Annotated in this window: 19 protein-coding genes; 11 read left to right on the top strand and 8 right to left on the bottom strand. The window is 59.4% G+C overall.

The features are described from left to right. Positions 1-55 precede the first annotated feature (55 nt). Genes QR290_RS15200 through QR290_RS15190 form a run of 3 tightly spaced genes read right to left on the bottom strand, consistent with a single transcriptional unit; the run spans position 56 to position 3,366 of the window. The gene (locus QR290_RS15200) at positions 56-1,036 is read right to left on the bottom strand and encodes a biotin/lipoyl-binding protein (protein ID WP_115077907.1); all 981 of its coding nucleotides are present in this window, start codon (positions 1,034-1,036) and stop codon (positions 56-58) included. Between the two features lie 4 nt (positions 1,037-1,040). Beyond that, a complete protein-coding gene (locus tag QR290_RS15195; protein ID WP_085745740.1) occupies positions 1,041-1,241 on the bottom strand; it encodes a DUF1656 domain-containing protein in 201 nt (66 codons plus the stop codon). After that, positions 1,231-3,366 carry an FUSC family protein gene (locus QR290_RS15190; protein WP_289202947.1) on the bottom strand — a complete coding sequence of 712 codons (2,136 nt, stop codon included), beginning with the start codon at positions 3,364-3,366 and terminating at the stop codon, positions 1,231-1,233. The genes QR290_RS15195 and QR290_RS15190 overlap by 11 nt, the downstream gene beginning before the upstream one ends. 192 nt (positions 3,367-3,558) lie before the next feature. On the opposite strand from QR290_RS15190, the gene QR290_RS15185 reads away from it, so the two are divergent. From QR290_RS15185 to QR290_RS15175, 3 genes are all read left to right on the top strand, one after another. Further along, positions 3,559-4,614 carry a tetratricopeptide repeat protein gene (locus tag QR290_RS15185; RefSeq protein WP_115077905.1) on the top strand — a complete coding sequence of 352 codons (1,056 nt, stop codon included), beginning with the start codon at positions 3,559-3,561 and terminating at the stop codon, positions 4,612-4,614. 129 nt (positions 4,615-4,743) lie between these two features. After that, entirely contained in the window at positions 4,744-6,246 is a 1,503-nt protein-coding gene (locus QR290_RS15180; protein WP_289202946.1) for an ATPase domain-containing protein, read from the top strand. After that, positions 6,243-7,913: an ATP-binding protein gene (locus tag QR290_RS15175; RefSeq protein ID WP_289202945.1), complete on the top strand. Its 1,671-nt coding sequence runs from the start codon at positions 6,243-6,245 to the stop codon at positions 7,911-7,913. The genes QR290_RS15180 and QR290_RS15175 overlap by 4 nt, the downstream gene beginning before the upstream one ends. Positions 7,914-7,926: 13 nt before the next feature. Here QR290_RS15175 and QR290_RS15170 read toward each other — a convergent pair whose 3' ends face one another. From QR290_RS15170 to QR290_RS15150, 5 genes are read right to left on the bottom strand one after another with little or no spacing between them, the layout of a single operon-like run. After that, entirely contained in the window at positions 7,927-8,304 is a 378-nt protein-coding gene (locus tag QR290_RS15170) for a response regulator (protein WP_007954537.1), read from the bottom strand. 44 nt (positions 8,305-8,348) lie between these two features. Beyond that, positions 8,349-9,563, bottom strand: coding sequence for a hybrid sensor histidine kinase/response regulator (locus tag QR290_RS15165; RefSeq protein WP_115077902.1), 1,215 nt, complete (start codon positions 9,561-9,563; stop codon positions 8,349-8,351). Then, on the bottom strand, positions 9,557-10,150 hold the full coding sequence (locus QR290_RS15160; protein WP_115077901.1) for a chemotaxis protein CheB: 594 nt from the start codon (positions 10,148-10,150) through the stop codon (positions 9,557-9,559). The genes QR290_RS15165 and QR290_RS15160 overlap by 7 nt, the downstream gene beginning before the upstream one ends. Continuing rightward, on the bottom strand, positions 10,147-10,980 hold the full coding sequence (locus QR290_RS15155) for a CheR family methyltransferase (RefSeq protein WP_115077900.1): 834 nt from the start codon (positions 10,978-10,980) through the stop codon (positions 10,147-10,149). Before QR290_RS15155 ends, QR290_RS15160 begins: the two co-directional genes overlap by 4 nt. Then, the gene (locus QR290_RS15150) at positions 10,980-14,471 is read right to left on the bottom strand and encodes a response regulator (protein WP_289202944.1); all 3,492 of its coding nucleotides are present in this window, start codon (positions 14,469-14,471) and stop codon (positions 10,980-10,982) included. Before QR290_RS15150 ends, QR290_RS15155 begins: the two co-directional genes overlap by 1 nt. 264 nt (positions 14,472-14,735) lie before the next feature. On the opposite strand from QR290_RS15150, the gene QR290_RS15145 reads away from it, so the two are divergent. From QR290_RS15145 to QR290_RS15110, 8 genes are all read left to right on the top strand, one after another. Beyond that, positions 14,736-15,101: a response regulator gene (locus QR290_RS15145; RefSeq protein WP_289202943.1), complete on the top strand. Its 366-nt coding sequence runs from the start codon at positions 14,736-14,738 to the stop codon at positions 15,099-15,101. Between the two features lie 92 nt (positions 15,102-15,193). After that, on the top strand, positions 15,194-16,483 hold the full coding sequence (locus QR290_RS15140) for a glycosyltransferase (RefSeq protein WP_289202942.1): 1,290 nt from the start codon (positions 15,194-15,196) through the stop codon (positions 16,481-16,483). Between the two features lie 150 nt (positions 16,484-16,633). Next, positions 16,634-17,479 (top strand): phospholipase, encoded by an 846-nt coding sequence (locus tag QR290_RS15135; protein WP_289202941.1) that lies wholly within the window; start codon positions 16,634-16,636, stop codon positions 17,477-17,479. Between the two features lie 75 nt (positions 17,480-17,554). Further along, the gene (locus QR290_RS15130) at positions 17,555-18,460 is read left to right on the top strand and encodes an AraC family transcriptional regulator (protein ID WP_289202940.1); all 906 of its coding nucleotides are present in this window, start codon (positions 17,555-17,557) and stop codon (positions 18,458-18,460) included. Positions 18,461-18,686: 226 nt separating this feature from the next. Beyond that, positions 18,687-19,997 carry an ABC transporter substrate-binding protein gene (locus QR290_RS15125; protein ID WP_289202939.1) on the top strand — a complete coding sequence of 437 codons (1,311 nt, stop codon included), beginning with the start codon at positions 18,687-18,689 and terminating at the stop codon, positions 19,995-19,997. Between the two features lie 168 nt (positions 19,998-20,165). Then, positions 20,166-21,092: a carbohydrate ABC transporter permease gene (locus QR290_RS15120; protein ID WP_289202938.1), complete on the top strand. Its 927-nt coding sequence runs from the start codon at positions 20,166-20,168 to the stop codon at positions 21,090-21,092. 8 nt (positions 21,093-21,100) lie between these two features. Next, entirely contained in the window at positions 21,101-21,931 is an 831-nt protein-coding gene (locus QR290_RS15115; RefSeq protein ID WP_289202937.1) for a carbohydrate ABC transporter permease, read from the top strand. A 23-nt stretch (positions 21,932-21,954) separates the two neighbouring features. After that, a complete protein-coding gene (locus QR290_RS15110) occupies positions 21,955-23,058 on the top strand; it encodes an ABC transporter ATP-binding protein (protein WP_115077892.1) in 1,104 nt (367 codons plus the stop codon). Positions 23,059-23,064: the final 6 nt, after the last annotated feature.

Raw genomic sequence — 23,064 nt, 5'->3', positions numbered from 1 at the left:
TTTTTTAAAGAGCTCCTTTGGTTGGCCGCAACCAACCAATTTTTTGCCCCGCGTATCATTCGGTCGCGGGGCTTTTTTGTACCTGTCTTTCATGGTTTTCCAGCACCGTGACCGTCGCGGTAGTGCCGGCTCTCAGTCGGTCCTTGCCTGCGTAATCGGGATCGATGCCAATCCGCACCGGCACCCGTTGCGCCAGTTTCACCCAGGTGTAACTGGGGTTGATATTGGCCAGCAATCGACTGCCCGGCGCGTTTTCCCGGTCAGCAATGGCGAAGGCAATGCTTTGCACAGTGCCGCCGAATTTTTCCCCACTCATCAATTCAATTCGCACCCGGTCACCCTCCGCAATCCGTGGCAGCTTGGTCTCCTCGAAATAACCGCTGACATAAAAGGAGCCGCTGTCCACCAGCGCCAACAAGGCGCCGCCGGCCACCGCGTAATCCCCCTGCCGGGTCAGCAGATTGGTGACATAACCGCTGACCGGCGCTTCGACACGTGTGCGTTGCAGATCAAGTTCAGCCTGGGTCAACGCGGCAATCGCCAATTGCACATTTGCTTCGGCCAGCCCGAGATTCGCCTGATTGCGCAGCAGATCAGCCTGGGCCACGGCCACGTCGGTACTCGACTTCTCCCATTCCTCCCCGGAAATCGCGAACCCTTGTTTGAGCGTACGTCGCCGGCGCTCTTCGCTCTGACGCTGTTTGAGCAACGCCTCGCTGGCAACTATGGCCGCTTGCGACTGCCCGAGCGTGGCTTTTGAGACCTCCACCGAACGTTTCGCATGCTCGACGGCGAGGCTGTAGCGAGCCGGGTCGATCTCCAGCAACAACTGGCCCTTGTCGACATGCTGGTTGTCCTGCACCGCCAGCGTGACGATGCGGCCCGAAACATCGGCCGATAGCGTCACCACATCCGCCCTCACCCGCGCATCCCGCGTCCATGGGGCACGGGTGTAATGTTCCCAGGCAAACCAGCCAAGCACGATCGCCAGCAGCACCACTGCCAATGTCGTCAATCGAGTGAGCAACGTCTTCAAGGTTTCAGGCTCCCATCAGCAAAATCAGTGTGGCGCACACACAGGCATACAGGGCGCCTTCGAACAGCGCCTCGTGCCAGACAAAGCGCAAGACGCCGAGCCGGCGCAAACCCCAGTCGAGCAGCAGAAAAACCGGTATGGCCAGCAACAGCGCCTGGGCGATGGGAGGCAGGTAAACGCCGCCAATCTCGAAATCAATGGGCAAGGACGGGCTCTCCTTCAGAACGGTCGGGCTGCAAATGCTCGCCATGTCGCTCCAGAAACGACACCACGATCAACAGGGCCACACGCATGCGAAACACCGACCACAAGTGTTCATGGGTGGCGACATGCAAGGCATCCAGCTCATCGCCAAGCGCATGCAGCGTCGTCAGCAACGGTGTCTGGCGCACGTCCGGGCGACCGGCGACGAAACGACCGGTCTGACGCAATGCCGTCGACAGCTGTCGACCAAAAGCGTCTGTGAGCAATGCGTTGTTTTGCGCCTGTTGCCTGAGCTGGTGCATGGCCACGCCCAGCGCCACACAGCCGAGACTGATTTCATACAGACGCTGCATTTCCCGATCATTGGCGGCCGGCAACACGCCCAGCATTGAGGTCAGGCGATCGACCATCCGGCTTTCGAAGGCGAATTGCTGTTCGTCGGTGGCCGGACTCTTGATCAGTTCGTAGACCTGCTCCCTTGCCTCGTTGTAAAAGCGCCGGATGCGCAGGGCCGGGCGGAACGGAAAGATCCAGGCATAGACGATCAGGGCCAGCATCGCTGCACTGACGTAGGCACCGGCAAATTCGAACCATTGAATGGCGGTGTTCTGCCCGGTGCCGACGTTCTGCGGCCCGAGCATCAGAAAACTCGATAGCCCCAGCCCCATGCCGATACCGGCGGTGGCCGGGCTGGACAGTCCGACCGCGATCACATACAGCAAAGGCGCGAGCAACAAGGCCAACATTTCGAAATCACTGATCGCCGGGACCAGCATGAACTGATAGAAGGCCGACACTACCAAGGCCAGTCCCAGCCCTCGGGCGTAACTCTGGGCGGCGATAAGAGGTCGCGGAAACGTCGCCATCAACGAACACAGGATCCCCACCAGGATCATCCCGCCCCGCGCGCCGTCCCAGGCAGTTTCGATCCAGATCAACCCGGCCGCCAGTAATGCGCTGAAGGCGCGGATGGCGTTCATCGTTGCGAGGGTGAAATCCAGATGCAAGGGATTGGACTGGCCACGAAACATGCAGCTGGCTTCCCGCCCTTCCTGTATCGCATCGCTCAGTTCGAGAATCTGTTCCAGTTGCTGCAACAGCCGCGCCTGTTCCCAGCGCAATGCCCAGGCCAGAGAGCGCAGGGTTGCACTCATGTCTTCCGTCAGTTGTTCGGCCTTGTAGGCGAGCGCTTCGAATTGCTGTTGCAGCGCGACGAACTGGTGCCGCACCTCGGCTGGCAATGAGCGTCCTTGCTGTGCGAGCTGATCAAGCAGTGCCAGCTCCTCGGCACGCAGTTGCTGGATGTCCAGCGGCAGATCGCCCTCCCAGCGTTCGGTGAGTAATTCCCGCTGATGACGCAACGCGGTGAGGCGCGAGGTCAGCAACATCAGCTGATTACCCAGCAACAACACCAGATTGTTGGCACTGCGCAGGCGCGGAGCGTCGAAATACAAATGCCGGCGCAGGCCTTCAAGGGCGCTGATTTCCCCCAGCAGCTGCATTTGCCGACGCTGAAAGTCTGCTTCGCTTTCTTCTGTTCTAAGGACGGCAGCCGAATGAGTAGCGACCAACCTGATCACCTGATCGACCTTCGCGAAATAGTTGCGCGATACCGCCTCGGGCCGCGCCGTCAGCAGGCTGACCACGCACACGCACGCCACCGCCAGCAAGGTTTCAGTAACCCGGGTCACCGCCAAAAGAAAAGTGCCGTCCTGATCCGGAATCGCCAGCAGCGCCACCACCACGGCGGTATACCCGCTGAGCACGAACGCCTGGGAGCTGGTATAGCGCAGTAACGTGCCGCCGGCCGTGCACAGGGCCAGCCACAGTGCCAGGGTCGTGATGAACGGCAACGGCGCCTGGGGGAAAATCGCCATCAGCAGCACCGCCACCACCGCGCCAAGGGTCGTCCCGATGATTTGCCCGAAGCTGCGTGCCAGCGCCATCCCGGCCAGTGGCTGGCTGATGATCACGACGGCCATGATCGACCACTTCGGCTGGTCCAGATCGAACAGGAACGCCAGGTACAAGGTCAGCAATCCGGCGGCAATGGTACGCAAACCAAACAGCAGCACGGCCTGGCTGGGGTGGATCACCGCCTTGAAATAAATAAGCAGGGATTGCATGGATAGCCTCTTCGAAACAACTTCTGCAAGCGTAGACACTGCATGGAGGGCATGACGGCTGATAGGGTCGACACAAGCTGTAGGTCGATTCAACGCCTGTAGTAGGCCATATCGGGCAGAGGGTTTGACTCACGGCGCGAGCTGACAGAAGCTTGCGACCTCCGCTACAAAACGAAAGTTTCGGAAATTCGCATGCCTCAGTCTCGCCGCTACTTGCTCATCAGCCTCGGCCTTGTGCTGGTCCTTATTGTGGCCTGGCTGTCATTGCGCAGTACCGCGCCCGTGGTGCCGGAAGCGATCAAGCATGGGTACAGCGAAGCGCTGGCCGCCGCTCGGGCTGGCCAACCGGGTGCCGCGCGGGTTTTGTATCAGCAACTGGGGCGTCCGGATCTGTCGGTCAAGCGGCGCGTCTGGCTGCATGCCGAGCTGCCCAATTACCCGAGCCCGCAGGCCCTGAAGTTGGCGGACGCCGATCTGCAAAACGCATCGCCGGACGTGCGGCTGGCAGCGATCAAAAGCGTGACCGGCCTGGTGCCGGGCGGTCAGCGCAGCCTGCTGCTCGGTCCGTTGCTCGACGATGAGGATCAGACCGTACGCTTTGCTGCGATCAACGCCCTGCTCGGCTTGTCTCCGGATCAACTGGGCCTGTATTTCGCGCCGCTCCAGCAAGGCATCGACGTGTGGGAGCAGGCGCTGAAGGCCCAGCCGGAAAGCGCGGCCAACTACGTGCAACTGGCGCGCCTGTATCTGCACAACGCCGAGCTCAAACAGGCACAGGAAGCACTGGAGCAGACCTTGCGTCTGGACCCCGGCAACCTGCCGGCGCTGGTGATGCAGATCGAAGTGCTGGACCGCCAGGGCCAGAGCGACGCCGCGCGGCAACTGCTCGCCCGACAATTGAAGGCCCAACCCGATTCGGCTTATCTGCAACATGCGCTGGGCCTCTGGCTGCTGCACCACGATCAACGCGAGTACGCCCTGCTCGGCCTGTCCAAAGCCGTGGAACTGGAGCCTGACAACAAAGACTACCGCTACGACCTCGCCACCACCCTGCACGGCGCAGAAGAACTGGAGGCGGCGCAAAAGCAGCTCCAGGAAATCGTCCAGCGTCACCCGGCTGATCGCAAGGCGCGGGTGCTGTTGATCAATTACTGGAAAGAAAGCGGGCAGTTGCAGAACGTACAAATTCTGCTGGCCCAGCTTGAGCAGATGAACCCGGACGATCCTTCGTTGCAGCAAGGCCTCTAACAGACTTCTCGACACATCCTGCAAGAAACTCGGAACCGCTGTCTCGGCAAAAGGTCAAGTAATCAGGCAGCGCCAAACGGCGTCCGGCGCCCGCTGCCTCGTTTCCCCCTAGTCATGAGAGGGCATTTTTTGTCTACATCGAACGCGTTGATCAGTGCAAAAGCCGCCACCGGCATCGAGGGCCTCGACGATATCCTGGCCGGTGGTTTGTCTCGCAGTCATGTTTTCTTGCTGGAGGGCGAGCCTGGAACCGGTAAAACCACCGTCGCGTTGCATTTTCTGCTGGCCGGCGCCCGTGCTGGCGAACGTTCGTTGTACATCACGCTGTCCGAAACCGAGCGCGAGTTGCGCCAGGGCGCGGCGTCCCATGGTTGGGAACTGAACGAAAACATCGAGATTTTCGAGCTGACGCCCCCGGAAAGCCTGCTCAACGCCGAGCATCAGCAAAGCCTGCTGTACTCCTCGGACCTTGAGCTGGGCGAAGCAACCAAGCAGATTTTCGAAGTGGTCGAGCGCTTCAAACCCACCCGGGTCGTACTCGACAGCCTCTCGGAAATCCGCCTGCTGGCGCAAAGCTCCCTGCGCTATCGCCGGCAGATCCTGGCGATCAAGCATTACTTCGTGCGCTACGACGCCACGGTATTGCTGCTGGACGACCTGACCACCGAGTCCCTCGACAAAACCGTTCACAGTGTCGCTCACGGCGTGATCCGCCTCGAAGAACTGACCCCCAACTACGGCGCTGAACGCCGTCGCGTGCGGGTGATCAAGTACCGAGGCCAGAAATACCGTGGCGGCTTCCACGACTTCACCATCATGGGCGATGGCGTACATGTCTTCCCGCGTCTGGTGGCGGCGGAGCACCGGGGCGATTACCCACGGCTGCAACTGTCCAGCGGCATCAAGGAAATGGACGCCCTGCTCGGCGGCGGTATCGAGACCGGCTCCAGCACGCTGATTCTGGGCCCGGCGGGTACCGGTAAATCCTTGATCACCATGATTTTCGCGGCAGCGGCCGTGGCGCGTGGTGAAAAGGCCGCCCTGTTCATTTTCGATGAAGAACTCGGTCTGCTGTTTGAGCGAATGAAGAACATCGGCATCGACCTGAAAGCCCTGCAGGCCACCGGCAATCTGCTGATCGAACAGGTCGACGCTGCCGAGCTGTCCCCCGGCGAGTTCTCCCACCGCGTACGCCGCTGTGTTGATGAAAGTGACATCAAGACCGTGGTGATCGACAGCATCAACGGCTATCAGGCCGCGATGCCGGAAGAAAACGCATTGGTATTGCACATGCACGAGCTGTTGCTGTACCTGAACCGCAAGGGTGCCGCGACGTTCATGACCGTCGCCCAGCATGGACTGGTCGGCGACATGCAAGCTCCGGTCGATATCACTTACCTGGCCGACACGGTGATTCTGCTTCGCTATTTCGAAGCCCTTGGCAAGGTGCGTCGGGCGATTTCGATCATCAAGAAACGCACCGGCAGCCACGAATCGACCATTCGTGAATACCGTATTTCCACGCAAGGCATGACCATCGGTGAGCCGCTGGAAGCCTTCCAGGGCGTACTTCGCGGCGTCCCCACCTACCTCGGCGCGAGTAACCCGCTGCTCAAGGATGAAAACTTGTGACCGTCACCGTACCGCTGTCGGAACGGGCGCTGATCCTCGCGCCCCTGGGTCGCGACAGCCAGGTAGCGCTGATGATCCTCAACGAGGCCGGCTACGGTGGCCTGATCACGCCCGACCTCGCCACCCTCTGCTCCGAGCTCGAGCCCGGCGCCGGTCTGCTGCTGATCGCTGCCGAGGCCCTTAATGGTCCGGAGCTCGAAGGCCTGCTGGCGTATCTGGAGCAACAACCGGCGTGGTCTGACTTGCCAATCGTCCTGCTCACCCATCACGGCGGATCGGAACAAGGCCCTTCGTCGCGGCTCAGCAAACTGTTGGGCAACGTGACGTTTCTTGAGCGCCCTTTCCATCCGGCGACGTTGGTCAGCCTGATCTCCACCGCCCTGCGCGGGCGACGACGACAGTACGAGGCCCGCGACCGCCTGATCGATCTGAGCAATAGCGAGCGTCGCCTGCAATCGACGCTGGAAACCCTCGAGCAACAAGTCGAGGAACGCACTGCGCAATTGCGGCACAACGAGGAAGCCCTGCGCCAGTCGCAGAAGATGGAAGCGGTCGGCCAGCTCACCGGCGGGATAGCCCACGACTTCAACAACATGCTGACCGGGATCATCGGCAGTCTTGAATTGCTGCGTCGACGGCTGGCCCGTGGCCGCCTGGATGATCTCGACAGTCTGATCGACCTCGGTGTGACGTCGGCCAACCGCGCCGCCGGCCTGACTCACCGTCTGCTGGCGTTTTCCCGTCGCCAGTCGCTGGATTCCAAAGCCGTCCAGATGAACGATCTGGTGCAGTCGATGGGCGAACTGCTGCAACGCAGCCTCAACGAAAGCATTCATCTGGACATGCGTTTGCACGAACAATTGTGGGTGGCCGAGGCCGACCCCAATCAACTGGAAAGCGCCCTGCTCAACCTGGTGATCAACGCGCGCGACGCGATGCCCGACGGCGGCAATCTGGTGGTCGAGACGGGGAATCAGGTGCTGGATCGCGACTACACCGCGACTTATAGCAATCTTGAACCCGGTGATTACGTCGTATTGAGCGTGACCGACAATGGCTGCGGCATGCCGGAAAGTGTCATCAATCGCGCGTTCGACCCGTTTTTCACCACCAAACCGATCGGCCAGGGCACCGGCCTGGGTCTGTCGATGATCTACGGTTTCAGCAAACAATCCGGCGGTCATGTGTCGATCGACAGCAAGATCGATGAGGGCACCACAGTCAAACTCTATCTGCCGCGATTCCAGGGCGAATCGCTGCCTCACGCACCGACGGACATGGAACAGGCGCCCGACGCCGTGGAAGGCGAAACCGTGTTGATCGTCGAAGACGACCCGGCCGTGCGCGTGCTGGTCAGTGCGGTATTGAGTGAACTGGGTTATGGATTTGTCGAAGCCAGCGATGCCGACGGAGCTGTGCCGATTCTGGATTCGGAGCAGCGCATCGATCTGCTGATCAGTGACGTCGGCCTGCCCGGCATGAACGGTCGGCAACTGGCGGAAATCGGCCGGCAATACCGGCCTGACTTGAAGGTCCTGTTCATCACCGGTTATGCCGAGCACGCAGCGGTGCGCGGCGGGTTCCTCGATCCTGGCATGCAGATGATCACCAAGCCGTTCACCTTCGATCTGCTGACGGCGAAGGTGCGGGAAATGATCAAGAGCTGAGGCGGTTGACGCCTCAGGCCAGCAGTTCCTGAATCTTCTCCTGCAACACATCCAGATCGAACGGTTTTTCCAGGATCGGCGCCCGGCGGGTAATGGGGCTGCCGGTCTCGCGGATTTCCTGCGGATAGCCACTGATGAAGATCACCTTCAGGTCAGGGCGCAATTTGACGGCGGGCTCAGCGATTTGTACGCCGGAGATCCCGCCAGGCAGGCGGAAATCAGTAATCAACATGTCCAGATGCGGCTTGCTCGCCAGAATCTCGAACGCCTGCTCGCCGTTTTCGGCCTGCAATACGCGATAGCCCTGGCCTGACAAATAATCGGTCAGGACCATCAGGATCACCGGTTCGTCCTCGACGACGAGTACTACATCTTGTGCATCTACGCTCATGGGAAGCCTTTGTTCGGTCAATAGCTGCTGATACGACCGTGTGGTCACTCAGAGGTTGCGTTTGTTTTGCCGTTTTCCTGGAGCGGCAGACAAACGCGAAACAGGGCGCCCTCGTTGATCTTGCTTTCGACGACGATTGAGCCGCCATGGGCGGCGACGATCTGCTCGGAAATGAACAGACCCAGCCCGAGGCCGGCCACCACCGTCTTGGCGGAAACCCGTTCGAACTGTTGAAAAATACGCTTCTGGTTCTCCTCGCTGATGCCGATGCCCTGATCCTGAACTTCGACCCGGGCCTCGTTCCCTGCGCGATAGACCCGCACCTGGATCGGGCTTTTACCGCCATAACGCAACGCGTTGGTCAGCAGGTTCGACACCACTTGCTCGATACGGAATTCGTCCCACTGCCCTTCTACCGGCTCGGTCGCGGTGAAGCTGACCTCGGTCTCGGCAGCTTCGATCTGCTGAGCGAAATTCTGCAGCAAAGTGCCCACCAACTGCGCGAGGTCAAAACGATTGGGTCGAATCGACAGCTTGCCGGTGCGGATCCGCGACACGTCGAGCATGTCCTCGATCAAGCGGATCAGGCTTTTGATCTGGCGCTCGTCGCGGTCGACCATGGCGTGCATCTTGTCGAGGGTGAACGCCGCGGCGTTGTCCCGGGCCAGGTGCATCTTGCGCAGTTGGGTTTCGAGGATAAGGCCGTTGAGCGGCGTGCGCACTTCGTGGGCGACGATCGACATGAAATCGTCACGCATGCGCACCGCCTGCTCCAGTTCGCCCTGGGTGCTTTGCAGTTGCTGCAACAGCGCTTCCTGTTCGCGGCGACTCTGCTCGAGCGCTTCGACCTGTTGCTTCATCGCCTTGCTCTGGCGGTACAGGTCGACGAAGACATTGACCTTGCTCTTCACCGCATGGATATCCAGCGGCTTGTGCAAAAAGTCCACCGCGCCGCTTTCATAACCCTTGAACGCGTAATTGAGTTCACGGCCGGCGGCGCTGACGAAGATGATCGGAATGTTCTTGGTTTTCTCGGTGCCGCGCATCAGCTCGGCCAGCTCGAAGCCGTTCATTCCCGGCATCTGCACGTCGAGAATGGCCATGGCGAATTCGTGTTGCAGCAGCAGCGACAGCGCTTCGTCCGCCGACAGGGCTTTATAGACGGTGCGGTCTTCGCGTTTGATCAGCGCTTCGAGGGCCAGCAGGTTCTCGGGCAGATCGTCGACGATCAGCAGTTTTGCCTGGATATTACTCAGCATGCGATTCGTTCCAGCTCGACAAGCAGACGGCCGATGCCGTGGATGGGAAGAATGTAATCCGGTTGATGCGTCTTCAGCGCCGCGCGGGGCATGGTCGCGACCTGCGCCTCGTCGGGGTCTTGCACGATGGTCAACCCGCCCTGGCGTTTGACTTGCGCCAGGCCCCGCGCGCCATCGTGGTTGGCGCCAGTCAGCAACACCGCAGCCAGCGCCGGCCCGTAGGCATCGGCGGCGGATTCGAACAGAAAATCGATCGAAGGCCGCGAATGATGCAGACGGTCTTCAAGACTCAGCGACAGGCTGAAATCCTGCTCTACCGACAAGTGATAGCCCGGCGTCGCGAAGTACACGGTGCCGGGGGTGATGTCCTGTTTGTCGATGGCCTCTGCCACCGGCAACGCCAGCCGCCGGGCGAACACATCGGCGAGTTGGCTGCGACGCTCTTCCGGCAGATGCAGCACGATGATGATCGGCAGCCCGAATCCGGCCCTTAATGAACCGAGCATGGTCAGCAAGGCCTCGACGCCACCGGCGGAAGCTCCGACCACAATCGCCTCGATCCGAGGCAAATCTGCTGCACTGTTCATGTTTTGCGGTAGATCCGTTCTTGTTTCACCAGTGGTTCGAACTGGTTGGAATAGCCGGAAAAATCCAGGGTTTCCTTGCTGCCCAATACCAGAAAGCCACGGTGACACAGCGATTCATGGAACAACCCGAACGCTCTATCCTGAAGTTTTTTGTTGAAGTAAATCAACACGTTACGACATGAAATTAATTGAGTTTCGGAAAACACGCTATCGGTCGCCAGGCTGTGATCGGCGAAGGTCACGTTCTCGCACAGGCTCTTGTCGAAAATCGCGTAGCCATAGGCAGCAGTGTAGTAGTCGGCAAACGAGCGCTGACCGCCGGCCTGCTGATAGTTGGCGGTGTAGGCGCGCACGTTCTCCATCGAAAAGATCCCCTGCTTGGCCTTGTCCAGCGAGCGCGGGTTGATGTCGGTGGCATAGATGATCGTGCGATCGAGCAGACCTTCTTCGCGCAGCAGGATCGCCATCGAGTAGACCTCCTCGCCAGTGCTGCAACCGGCGATCCAGATCTTGATCGACGGATAGGTCTTGAGCAGCGGCACCACTTCCTGGCGAATCGCCAGGAAGTGCGACGGATCGCGGAACATCTCGCTGACCGGGATCGTCAGCAATTGCAGCAACTGCATGAACGCCGTCGGGTCGTGCAGGACTTTCTCCTGCAAGGCCGAGATGGTCGCGCATTCGAACTGGCTCAGCGCATGTTGCACCCGGCGCTTGATCGACGCGCCGGAGTAATCGCGAAAGTCATAGCTGTACTTGAGATAAATCGCCTCGATCAGCAGCCGCAGTTCGATTTCACTGTTTCGTTCAACGTGATTACTACGTTCCACTAAATGCGTTCCATCTTTGGTAACCACACGCGAATCAGCGAGAACAGGCGATCCAGGTCGATAGGCTTGGCCAGGTAATCATTGGCGCCTGCCTGCAGGCAGCGCTCCTGATCGTCCTTCATGGCCTTGGCCGTCACCGCGATGATCGGCAGCTTGCGCCAGCGCGGATCCTTGCGGATTTCCATGGTGGCTTCAAAACCATCCATTTCCGGCATCATCACGTCCATCAGCACCAGGTCGATGTCCTCGACTTCATTCAGTTTTTCAATCGCTTCGCGACCGTTACGGCCGATCACCACGACTGCACCCTTGGTTTCCAGCGCGCTGGTCAGGGCGAAGATGTTGCGCACATCGTCGTCCACCAGCAGCACTTTGCGACCCTCGAAGACCTTGTCGCGGCTGCGGGCGGTCTTGAGCATCTTCTGCCGTTCATGGGACAACTGCGATTCGACTTTGTGCAGAAAGAGTGTGACCTCGTCCAGCAAACGCTCCGGAGAGCGCGCGCCCTTGATGATGATCGAGCGCGAATACTTGCGCAGGTCGGCCTCTTCATCGCGGGTCAGGTTGCGTCCGGTGTAGACGATGACCGGCGGGAACGAGCAGATATCCTCAGTCGACATGCGCTTGAGCAGATCGTTGCCGAGCATGTCCGGTAGCTTCAGGTCGATGACCATGCAATCGAAGATCGTCGTGCGCAGCAGCTCCAGCGCGTCCTGTGCCAGGCCGACAGCGGTGATTTCGATGTCGTCATCGCCGATCAGCCGGGCGATGCTTTCCCGTTGCAGATCGTCGTCTTCGACCAAGAGCACGCGTTTGACCTTCTGGGTCAGCTTGGCCTCAAGACGGGCGAACACGTCCTTGAGCTCTTCGCGGGTGGTCGGTTTGACCGCGTAACCGATGGCGCCCATGTGCATCGCCGCTTCGACGCGATCTTCCACGGAAATCACGTGCACCGGGATGTGGCGGGTTTCGGCATGTTCCTTCAAGCGTTGCAGAACAGTCAGGCCCGAATGGTCCGGCAGGCGCATGTCCAGCAGGATCGCGTCAGGCACGAACTCTTTCGCCAGGTCATAACCTTCATCGGCACCGTGAGCGACCAGACACTGATAACCCAGTTCGTGGGCCAGATCGTAGAGGATGTGGGCAAAATTCGGCTCGTCTTCCACCACGAGGATGCAGCGAGTGGTGAACGGTGCCTTGTTGCGGTCATCGTTGAAGCGCGGGATGTCGACGGGCGCCAGAGGCGAAACCGCCGCCACGGGTGCGATGACCGGCGTAGAGGCCGGCGGGGTGAAGGTCAACGGGGTTATCGGCGCGTCACCCGGCTCGCTGTATTGCTGCGGCAACACCAGAGTGAAAGCACTGCCCTGCCCCGGCGCACTGCTGACGCTGATCGAACCGCCCAGCAGCGTCGCCAGATCCCGGGAAATCGACAGGCCCAACCCGGTGCCGCCGTATTTGCGGTTGGTGGTGCCGTCGGCCTGGCGGAAGGCTTCGAAAATACTTTCCTGTTGATCCTGCGCAATCCCGATCCCCGAGTCGCGCACGATGAAAGCAATGCGATCGTCCGGCTGGCCGGCGATGGTCAGACTGACGGTGCCGTGCTCGGTGAATTTAACGGCGTTGGACAGCAGGTTCTTGATCACCTGCTCCAGACGCTGACGGTCGGTGAACAGGGTGATTGGCGCATCAGGCTGCAACTCGACGTTGAAGGTCAGCTTCTTGTCCGCCGCCAGCGGTTCGAACACGCTGCGCAAGCCGTCAGCCAGACGCGCGACGCTGGTGTTTTCCGGCATCACTTCGAGTTTGCCGGCTTCAACCTTGGAAATGTCGAGAATGTCGTTGATCAGGTTGAGCAGATCGTTGCCGGCGGAATAGATCGACTCGGCAAACTTGACCTGCTCGGCGCTGAGATTTTCCTGCGGGTTTTCCGCCAGCAGCTTGGCCAGGATCAGCGAGCTGTTCAGCGGCGTGCGCAGTTCGTGGGACATGTTGGCGAGGAATTCGGACTTGTACTTGCTCGAACGCTGCAACTCTTCGGCGCGCTCTTCGAGTTGTACCTGGGCCTGATTGAGCTCGGTGTTCTTCTGGTCCATGGCATCGCGCTGCTCGGCCAGTGTCTGGGCCTGTTCGGCCAGTTGCTCGTTGGTCTGTTCCAGTTCGACTTGCTGGGTTTCCAGATGCGCCTGGGACTCCTTGAGAATCCGCGACTGTTCTTCCAGTTCTTCGTTGGCGGTCTTCAGCTCTTCCTGCTGCACCTGCAACTCTTCGTTGAGTTGCTGGGTTTCGGCCAGCACTTCCTGCAAGCGCTGGCGATAACGCGCCGCTTCAATGGAGGTGCCGATATTGCCGGCAATCAGTTCCAGCAACGCCACATCACGGTCGGTGAGCGGACGCAGGAAACCCAGTTCGATCACGCCGTTGACCCGGTCGTCATCGCTGGTCGGCACCACCAGCACGCTGTGCGGCAGGCCTTCGCCCAGGCCGGAGCTGACCTTGAAATAATCGGCCGGCACCGAATCGAGTCGAATCAGCCGGGCTTGCTGGGCGACCTGGCCGACAATGCCTTCATCGCTGTAGATCGACTGATCCCGCTGTTCCTGCTCGCGGGAGAAACCGTAGGTCGCCACGCGTTTGAGGCCGCCATGTTCTTCGCGCACATATAGCGCGGCCACGGCGGTGCCAAGGTACTGGGCACAGAACTGCAGAATATTGCGCCCCAGCAGATTGAGCGTCAGTTGCCCCAATACCTGCTCGGCAAGCTGAGTCTGGCCATTGCGCAGCCAGGCTTGCTGCTCCAGACGAAGGGCGCTGGCCTCTTGCGCCGCCAGAGTTGCGCCATAGCTTTGGGACAGGTTGACCAGATCGCGTCGGCCGACATACGCCAGCAGACCGCTGATGCCGGCCACGAACAGCAGGTAAAGGCTGATGCTCCAGATGGTGGTGCGACGCACGTCTTCATTACGCGCCGCACGCAGCAGCTGTTCGGTTTCGATCACATCGTCAAACTGCTTGCGCACTTCATCGGTCAGGCGCTTGCCCTTCCCCGCCTTGACCGCGGCCTTGTAGTCACCGCTGGTGCGTTGCAGGTCGATCATCGATTGCGCGTAAGTTGCCCACTCGGTCTGCAGCGCCTGAAGTCGACGCAGGCGATCGGTCTGAGCCGGATTGTCCGCAGTCAGTTCGAGCAAGGTATTCAGAGCCACGGCGATGCGCGGCTTGGCCGTCTCGTACGGGTCGAGGAAATGCTCGTCGCCGCTGAGCAGAAACCCGCGCATGCCGGTTTCCAGGTCCACGGTGAGTTTCACCGCTTCATTGGCGTTATTGATCACCCGGTCGGTGTGCTCCACCCACTGAATCACGGACAACAGATAAGTGATCAGCGAAACGAAGAACACGGCACTGATGACACCGACGCCCAACGGCAAACTGACGTTGCGGCTCAGGAGTTTGCGAAACCGTTGCTCATCAACCGAAGACGGAGAGGACATGTGGCAGCCTTGTCGAACTGGTGAAAACCAGGGAGTTTGCCCCAAAACGGCGGCATGGATCCATTTTTCTCACAGTTTTAGTACCGTTTTCCTACATTTGCCTGCGCCGAATCGCAGGCCAACGGTTATCCTTGCCCACCCGTTTGCGCCTATTCTTTTTTGTATCCATCCGGGAACTTGTGGCTATGCGCCACTTACTCATGCAAGAGCCCGGCATTTTTGATCGACCGGCGCCCCGTTCCCCCATTCTTGAGAGCCGCCACTATGTCCAGCACCGTGTCCACCATCCTAGTAGTCGAAGACGACGCCATCGTGCGCATGCTGATCGTCGATGTACTGGAGGAGTTGGAGTTCAAGGTCCTGGAGGCGGATGGCAGCGAACAGGCGCTGGAAATCCTCAAGGACGTGAATCAGCACATCGACCTGATGATGACTGACGTCGGCCTGCCGATCATGGATGGCCGTCAACTGGCCACCGAGGCCCGCATTATTCGCCCGCCACTGCCGATTCTGTTTGCCAGCGGTTATGCCGAGACGATTGAAGTTCCGGCGGACATGCATGTGATCGGCAAACCGTTTTCGATCGATCAACTGCGCGACAAGGTGAAAAGCGTTCTGGGTCAACACTGACGCAAGCGGCTTTTCAGCGCGGATTCAACCTCAGGATATGTTCTAATCCGCGCGTTTTTTTCTCTCTCTCGTTTTTCAGGAAATACCTTTTCATGAGTCAGCCCGCAACCAAAGTCCTCGTCATTGGTTACGTCTGGCCGGAACCCCGTTCCTCCGCCGCGAGCGGGCATGTGATGCAGATTCTCGAGACCTTCCTGCAACAGGGCTGGGACGTTACTTTCGCCAGCCCCGCAGGCGTTGGTGAACATCCGGCCGACCTGGCCGAATTGGGCATTCGCACTGTTCCGATCGAATTGAACAACAGCAGCTTCGATGTCTTCGTCAGCGAGCTGGCGCCGGATATCGTGCTGTTCGACCAGTTCATGATCGAAGAACAGTTCGGCTGGCGCGTGGAGAAACACTGCCCCAATGCTCTGCGCGTACTGGAAACATCGGACTTGCAGAGTTTGCGGCACGCTCGTCATCAGCGCTTGAAAGATCGGCTGAAGGCCAGCGATGACGCGAATGACTTCCATGCGTTGTTCGCGCCTGCGCTGCGCGAAGAGTTCGAGTTGATGGCTGACACCGATCTGGCCCGGCGCGAGATTGCCGCGCTCTACCGCTGCGACCTGAACCTGATGATCTCGCCTGTGGAAATCGAATTGCTGGTGCAGCAGTTCAAGTTGCCACCTGAACTGCTGCACTGGTGCCCGTTGATGGTCGATCCACCCAGCCTGCCGTCGAAGTCGTTCGAGGAACGTGCGCACTTCCTCAGTATCGGCAATTTTCGCCACGCACCGAACTGGGACGCGGTTTTATGGATGAAATCGGCCGTCTGGCCGCTGATCCGCGAGCAACTCCCGAAAGCGCAACTGCACATCTACGGCGCCTACACGCCGCCCAAAGCCGCAGCTTTGCACAACGCCGCGCAGGGTTTTCACATCATGAACTGGGCCGAGGATGCGTTGCAGGTCATGTCCGATGCGCGCATTTGCCTGGCACCCTTGCGTTTCGGCGCCGGCATCAAAGGCAAACTGATCGATGCCATGCTCTGCGGAACGCCGAGCGTCACTACGCCGATCGGCGCTGAAGGCATGCGCACCGACCAACCCTGGCCGGGCGCCATTTGTCGTACGGCGCAGGATCTGGCCAACGCCGCCGTTGAGCTCTATCGCGACGAGGTCCGTTGGCAAGCGGCTCAGTCTCAGGGACAAGCACTGCTCAACGACATTTACCCGCAAGCCATACATGGACCGGCATTGATCAACAAGTTGCAGGAATGTCGCAAAAACATTGTTCAGCTAAGACGCCAAAACTTTACCGGTAGCATGCTGCGCCACCACTCACACAAAAGTACCCAATACATGGCGCAGTGGATTGAAGCGAAGAACCAGAACAAGTAATTCGCCTGGACACTTACAAAAACAAAAGCCAATAACTTGAATTAATCCATACATCGCCAAGCAAAACATCAAATACTATAAATGCCCTGCAAGTTCCGCACTGTTCACCTGGCAGTGCGGCATCTTTTCAATTTCATGCAGGATGCATTTATGAGCACTAACAACTGGATGGGCTCGACACCCGCCATTGATTCACTTTCGCTAAATGAACTGTCATTGCCAGGCACCCATAATGCCGGCAGCGACTGGCGCGCTTCATATCCGGTTTTCGGCCCTCCGCGCCACTGGCTCGCCTGCCAGCATGATTCTTTTCATGCTCAGTTGAACCACGGTTCCAGAGCACTCGACATTCGTCTGGCTTATGACGCGAAGGCCAGAGAACTGGGGAAATTCGTCGCCCACCATAACGGCTATCGAAACTCGCGAACCCTGGAAAATCTGGTTGCTGACATCAACACGTTTCTTGATAACAATCCGGATGAATTCATTATTCTGGATTTTCACAGTCTCGATGGCGACGATTTCAATTACGACGAATTCAATAAAATGGTGATCCATTTCCTGGGCCATCGGCTTATTCCTCGCCGGAATGCACCGTTGAGTCTCCGTGAACTCAAGCGAGCCAACCCGAAGCAGCGCGTGCTTGCTGCCGCCAGGTCCCATTGGCAACTGGATCACAGCGTATTTCACGATTTAATCAATCATCAGTGGTCCGGTAACGGAGTTACCAGTCCTGATGAATTAAGGCAGTTCATTGCCAATGTTCTGCATAGCCCGCCCGGCAACAGGAGGCCCTGGTCATTATCAGCCACCAGTTACACATACCTCGGCGGTCCCGTTGATATTCATGACAACCTGAACGAATGGTTCGATCTGGATAAAAGTGACTGGGCACTGAAGTGCAACATTATCAATGTCGACTTCATGGAAGAATCGGACCTGGTGGAGTTCTGCCGGATTGCCAACCTGATGAAGGCCGGACAACGAGCGCTTTAAGCTGCATGGGAAACTGGCGCATCCCACGCACAAAGAGGCATGATCGCCAGGCGATAACAAAAAAAGCGCCCGACCATGAGCCGAACTGCCCGCGTCACAGACCCCTCTTACGAGCTGATGGATGACCACAACGGGTTGTCCATCATCTACCGCCAGCACGGCTTCCCTTGCCCACTGGTGCGCTGGCACTTCCACAAGGAGTACGAGTTGCACCTGATCGTCGCCAGTTCAGGCAAGGTGTTTATCGGCGACTACATCGGCAACTTCTACCCGCAGACGCTGTTCCTGACCGGCCCCAATCTTCCGCACAACTGGATCAGCCAGGTGGCCGAAGATGAAGTGGTCGAGAAGCGCGACATGCTGGTCAACTTCACCGATGAGCTGTTCGAAAGCGGCCATCAGGTGTTCGCCGAACTCAAGACCCTGGCGCCGTTGCTGGAACGTGCACAGTACGGCATCGAATTCCGCTCCCCGCAGACAATTCGTCAGGCCATGACCCTGATGCAACGCATCGCCGATTCAAACGGCATCACCCGTCTCGGGCACTTTTTCATCCTGATGGAATTGCTGGCGGCCTGCGACGACTACCAGTTGCTGTCCGGCGCAACCACCCCGCAACTGGCCGACGAACACAACATCGACCGCACCAACCGTGCGGTGGACTACATCTTTGCCCACTACGCCCGCGAACTGCCGCTGGAGGAAGTCGCCGAACATCTGGGCATGAAGCCCACCTATTTCAGCCGCGTGTTCAAACAGGCCACCGGGCGCAATTTCATCGAATTCGTCAATCGCCTGCGCATCAGCAAATCCTGCGAGCTGCTGGCGGACGGCGACAAACCGGTGACCGAAGTGTGTTTTGAGTCGGGCTTCAACAATATTTCCAATTTCAACCGGCGCTTTCAGCAGCTCAAAGGCATGACGCCTTCGCATTATCGCCGGCTGGTGGTACAGCGCCTGACCGAGCAAAACCACGGCTGACGCCGGAAAACCTGTACGGATTCATGGCTGCTGCCCTTCTGAAACGCCCTTCCCTGCGTTTATCGCCTCAATCCCGAGTGCAAAAAAGTATCGATTCAAGTGCTAGGGATGATTTGTCAGCCCTGCGTTAGAAGGCTGTAATCAGTGCACATTCTTCCCCCACCGGAAGAACACAAAAACAATAACTGTCCTTCTGCCCCCGCCGGGTGCAGAAAAGGAGTGCACGATGCAACCCACTGCAAAAGCTCTGCTGGCCCTCACCTGCATGACCCTCAGCAGCGTCAGCCTTGGCGCCCAGACCCTGACCATCGCCACCGTCAACAACAGCGACATGATCCGCATGCAAAAGCTCTCGAAAACCTTCGAGACCGAGCATCCGGACATCAAGCTCAATTGGGTGGTGCTGGAAGAAAACGTCCTGCGTCAGCGCCTGACCACCGACATCGCCACTCAGGGCGGTCAGTTCGATGTGTTGACCATCGGCATGTACGAAGCCGCACTCTGGGGTGCAAAAGGCTGGCTCGAACCGATGAAGGATCTGCCGGCCAGCTACGCTCTCGACGACGTGTTCCCGTCGGTGCGTGAAGGCCTGTCGGTCAAGGGTTCGCTGTACGCCTTGCCGTTCTACGCCGAAAGCTCGATCACCTATTACCGCACCGACCTGTTCAAGGACGCCGGCCTGACCATGCCGGAGCGCCCGACCTGGGAACAGATCGCCGGCTTCGCCGAAAAACTCACCAACAAGGACAAGGAACAGTACGGCATCTGCCTGCGCGGCAAGGCCGGCTGGGGTGAAAACATCGCGCTGATCACCACCGTGGCCAACGCCTACGGCGCGCGCTGGTTCGATGAGCAGTGGAAACCCGAATTCAGCGGCCCGGAATGGAAGAACGCGCTGAACTTCTACGTCGATACCATGAAGAAATCCGGCCCGCCGGGCGCCTCCAGCAACGGCTTCAACGAAAACCTCGCCCTGTTCAACAGCGGCAAGTGCGCGATGTGGGTCGATGCCAGCGTCGCCGGCTCGTTCGTCACCGACAAGACCCAGAGCAAGGTCGCCGATCACGTCGGCTTCACCTACGCGCCGCATCAGGTCACCGACAAAGGCTCGGCGTGGCTGTACTCGTGGGCGCTGGCGATTCCGACCAGCTCCAAGGCCAAGGACGCCGCCAAGGAATTCAGCGCCTGGGCTACCTCCAAAGAGTACGGCGAACTGGTCGCCAAGACCGACGGCATCGCCAACGTACCGCCGGGGACTCGCGCCTCGACCTACAGCGAGGCTTACATGAGCGCAGCGCCGTTTGCCAAGGTCACGCTGGAATCGCTGAAAGCGGCCGATCCGAGCAAACCGACCCTCAAACCTGTGCCGTACATCGGCATCCAACTGGTGACCATTCCTGAATTCCAGGGCGTCGGCACCCAGGTCGGCAAGCTGTTCTCGGCCGCGCTGATCGGCCAGACCACGGTCGATCAGGCCTTGACCGCTGCCCAGCAAACCACCGAACGCGAGATGAAGCGCGCGGGTTATCCGAAGTAACTCGCAAAGCTCGCTCCTTCCTCCTGTGGGAGCGGGCTTGCTCGCGAAAGCGGTGTATCAGTGAAACATTTGTTGTCTGACACAACGCCTTCGCGAGCAAGTCGAATCGTCGCACCGTCGCTCCCACATGGGATCTCCATAGGTCTGTATGACTCGGTTGTAAACGCCATGAATACTTCAACTGCCAAAGCCCACATCGACCTGTCGCAGCCCCGGCGCAAAAGCCGTGTGGCCAATCCCGGCTGGTTTCTGGTCAGCCCTTCGGTGGCCCTGTTGCTGCTGTGGATGATCGTGCCGCTGGGCATGACCGTCTATTTCTCGATGATCCGCTACAACCTGCTCGACCCCGGCGTAAACGAATTCGTCGGGCTGGAAAACTTCATCTATTTCCTGACCGACTCCGGCTTCATGCCCGGCGCCACCAACACCTTGCTGCTGGTCGGCAGCGTGCTGCTGATCAGCGTGGTGTTCGGTGTGTTGATCAGTGCGTTGCTGGAGGCCAGCGAGTTCTTCGGGCGCGGCATCGTGCGGGTGATGCTGATTTCGCCGTTTTTCATCATGCCCACGGTCGGTGCGCTGATCTGGAAAAACCTGATCTTCCACCCGGTCTCCGGGATCCTGGCTTACATCTGGAAGCTGTTCGGCGCGCAACCGGTGGACTGGCTCGCCCACTACCCGCTGCTGTCGATCATCATCATTGTCTCGTGGCAATGGCTGCCCTTCGCGATCCTGATTCTGATGACCGCCATGCAGTCCCTCGACCAGGAACAGAAAGAAGCCGCCCGCCTCGACGGTGCCGGCCCGATCGCAATCTTCTGGCACCTGACCCTGCCGCACCTGGCACGTCCGATTGCCGTAGTCGTGATGATTGAAACCATCTTCCTGCTGTCGGTGTTCGCCGAAATCTTCACCACCACCAACGGCGGCCCCGGTTACGCGTCGACCAACCTCGCCTACCTGATCTACAACCAGGCGCTGGTGCAGTTCGACGTCGGCATGGCCTCGGCCGGCGGCCTGATTGCCGTGGTCATCGCCAACATCGCCGCGATCATTCTGGTGCGGATGATCGGCAAAAACCTGACTGACAAAGCCTGAGGCCTGCCATGACTCTTCAACAATCCCGCCGGCTGCAAAGCCTGCTGCTCGGCACGCTGGCCTGGGCCATCGCGATCATCATTTTCTTCCCGATCTTCTGGATGGTGCTGACCAGTTTCAAGACCGAAATCGACGCCTTCGCCACGCCGCCGCAATTCATCTTCATGCCGACGCTGGAGAACTACCTGCACATCAACGAGCGCAGCGACTACTTCAGTTTCGCCTGGAACTCGGTAGTAATTTCCTTCAGCGCCACGGCTCTTTGCCTGCTGATCGCGGTGCCGGCGGCCTACTCGATGGCGTTCTACGAAACCCAGCGCACCAAAGGCACGCTGCTGTGGATGCTCTCCACCAAGATGCTGCCGCCGGTGGGTGTGCTGATGCCGATCTACCTGCTGGCCAAGAGTTTCGGCCTGCTTGATACGCGCATTGCGCTGATCGTGATCTACACGCTGATCAACCTGCCGATCGTGGTCTGGATGGTTTACACCTACTTCAAGGACATCCCCAAAGACATCCTCGAAGCCGCCCGCCTCGACGGCGCCACCCTGGCCCAGGAAATGCTCCGCGTGCTGCTGCCGATCGCCAAGGGCGGCCTGGCTTCGACCGTGCTGCTGTCGCTGATCCTGTGCTGGAACGAAGCGTTCTGGTCGCTGAACCTGACCTCGTCCAAAGCCGCGCCACTGACCGCGCTGATCGCCTCCTACTCAAGCCCCGAAGGATTGTTCTGGGCCAAGTTGTCGGCCGTGTCGACCCTGGCCTGCGCGCCGATCCTGATCTTCGGCTGGATCAGCCAGAAACAACTGGTGCGCGGCCTGTCGTTCGGCGCCGTCAAATAAGAATTCGCAAGAGGAGCGCCACCATGGCCAACCTGAAAATCAAGAATCTGCAAAAAGGCTTCGAAGGTTTTTCCATCATCAAGGGCATCGACCTTGAGGTGAACGACAAGGAATTCGTGGTGTTCGTCGGCCCGTCGGGCTGCGGCAAATCCACCCTGCTGCGACTGATCGCCGGTCTTGAAGAAGTCAGCGGCGGCACTATCGAACTGGACGGGCGCGACATCACCGAAGTCAGCCCGGCCAAGCGTGATCTGGCGATGGTGTTCCAGACCTACGCGCTGTACCCGCACATGACCGTGAAGAAAAACATGTCGTTCGCCCTCGACCTGGCCGGCGTACCGAAGGCTGAAGTCGAGAAGAAAGTCGGCGAAGCGGCACGGATTCTCGAACTGGGCCCCATGCTCGAGCGCAAGCCGAAGCAACTGTCCGGCGGCCAGCGTCAGCGCGTGGCCATCGGCCGGGCGATCGTGCGCAACCCGAAAATCTTTCTGTTCGACGAACCGCTGTCCAACCTCGACGCCGCGCTGCGGGTGCAGATGCGCCTCGAGTTACTGCGCCTGCACAAGGACCTCAAAGCGACGATGATCTACGTGACCCACGATCAGGTCGAGGCCATGACCATGGCCGACAAGGTCGTGGTGCTCAATGGCGGCAAGATCGAGCAGGTCGGCTCGCCGCTGGAGCTGTATCACAACCCCGCCAACCTGTTCGTCGCCGGGTTCCTCGGCACGCCGAAAATGGGCTTCCTCAAGGGCCAGATCGCCCGGATAGATGGCGCGAGCTGTGAAGTCTCGCTGGACGCCGGCACCCGCATCATCCTGCCGTTCAATGCGTCGAACCTGAGCGTTGGCAGCGCCGTGACCCTCGGCATTCGCCCGGAACATCTGGAGCTGGCGCAAGCGGGTGACTGCACCCTGCAAGTCACCGCTGACGTCAGCGAACGTTTGGGCAGCGACACCTTCTGCCACGTCAAGACCAACGCCGGCGAAGCCCTGACCATGCGCGTGCGCGGTGATCTGGCGAGCCGTTACGGCGAACAACTGAACCTGCACCTGGACGCTGCCCACTGCCACCTGTTCGATGCCGACGGCGTGGCACTGACTCGCCCGCTGCGCGCGGCCGCCTGATTTCGA

This window comes from Pseudomonas fluorescens, from assembly GCF_030344995.1.
In the GTDB taxonomy this organism is placed as follows: domain Bacteria; phylum Pseudomonadota; class Gammaproteobacteria; order Pseudomonadales; family Pseudomonadaceae; genus Aquipseudomonas; species Aquipseudomonas fluorescens_BF.
This window is presented reverse-complemented; position numbering and strand designations above follow the sequence as displayed.